The 1,790-nt window shown below is 39.9% G+C and carries 1 pseudogene; it reads left to right on the top strand.

Going from position 1 to position 1,790, the window contains the following annotated elements:
• Window positions 1-1,790: pseudogene (locus ACFINR_RS09280) on the top strand (hypothetical protein); the annotation flags it as partial.

Genomic DNA, 1,790 nt, shown 5'->3' with positions numbered 1-1,790 from the left:
AAAGCTGTCAGGACACAAGAAAACAGTAGAATTACGTTTCTAGCAAATGGTGAGATTAGCGCTAAATCAACGGATGCCGTAACGGGTGGACAGCTTTATTCGCTGAACGAACAACTTGCAACTTATTTTGGTGGTGGTGCAGGTTATGATAAAGAGGGCAAATGGAAAGCACCGGATTTCAAGATCAAGCAGTTTGGTGAGGATGGTACTTCTTTTGACAAGAATTATCAGAATGTAGCAGATGCACTTGCAGGTGTTGGAAGTTCTATCACGAATGTTCAGAATAAATTGACCGAACAGGTTAATAATGTGATTACCAAAGTGGAAAGCGAGAGCTTTGTTCAGCAAGATAAGACAACGAGTCGTCTCACTATTGGTGCAAAAGTAGGTGGCGCAGAAATCAATATTGCAAATGAAAGCGGTGGGGATCGGATAATTTCTGGTGTTGGTGAAGCAAAGAACAATAATGACGCTGTTAACAAAAGCCAGCTTGATAGCAATATCAAGAATGTCAATGATAATGTAACAAATAAGTTTAGCGAACTTACTAAAAACATAACGAATATTACTCAGCAAGTTAAAGGTGATGCTTTGTTATGGAATGATGAAGCCAATGCCTTTGTAGCACGTCATGAGAAGAAGCAAGAAGAAAAAGGCAGAGCTGTAGCCACTCAAGATAACAGCAAAATTACGTTTCTTTTAGATGGTGATGTTTCTAAAGATTCAACGGATGCTGTCACGGGTGGACAGCTTTATTCGCTGAACGAACAACTTGCAACCTATTTTGGTGGAGGTGCTGGCTATGATGAGAAAGGACAATGGAAAGCTCCAAGTTTTAAGGTTAAGACAGTTAAGGATGATGGTAAATCTGAAGAGATAGACTATGGCAATGTGGCGGATGCTTTGGCTGGAGTTGGTAATTCTTTCACAAATATTAGAAATGAGATTAGCAAAGAGATTAATAATGAGATTACCAATGTGAAAGGTGATAGCCTTGTTAAGAAAGATCAAGCAACCAATCTTATCACTATTGGTAAAGAAGTAGAAGGCAGTGAAATCAACATAGCCAACAAGACTGGTACGGATCGGACACTTTCAGGTGTTGGTGAAGCAACAAAGGATAATGAAGCTGTTAACAAAGGTCAGCTTGATAAAGGTTTGAAGGATCTTTCTACCAGCCTTCAGTCAGATGACTCGGCTGTTGTTCATTACGATAAAACAGGTGATGAAACTGATTATACGAGTGTGACTTTAGGCAAAGGTAAGGATAAGGCAGCTGTTGGTCTTCATAATGTTGCCGATGGTCAGATTGCCAAGGGTTCACATGATGCAATTACGGGTGGCCAGATTAATAAAATCGGTGAGGATGTAGCTAAGTTTTTAGGTGGAGAAGCATCCTTTAAAGATGGAGCTCTTACACAGCCAACGTATAAATTATCTTACATTGCTAAAGATGGAGTTGTAACAGAGAGTGCCTTTCAAGGTGTTGGAACCGCTTTTGCAGGTCTTGATGAGAATATCAAGAATGTGAATGCAAGGATTAAAGAGGTTTCTGAAGGAGTAGCACAGGATTCTTTGTTATGGAGCAAGGAAGCCGATGCCTTTGTAGCGCGTCATGAAAAGAAGCAAGAAGAAAAAGGTAAAGCTGTCAGGACACAAGAAAACAGTAGAATTACGTTCCTTGCAAATGGTGAGATTAGCGCTAAATCAACAGATGCTGTAACGGGTAGTCAGCTTTTTGAAACGAATGATAAGGTTGTTACTTATTTAGGAGGCAATGCAGCTTTTAA

Origin of the sequence: Bartonella sp. AP19HLJMH, from assembly GCF_042196245.1 — a bacterium.
Taxonomy (GTDB): Bacteria; Pseudomonadota; Alphaproteobacteria; order Rhizobiales; family Rhizobiaceae; genus Bartonella.
Note: the sequence above shows the minus strand (reverse complement) of the source record. Positions and strands in the feature narration are given on the sequence as shown.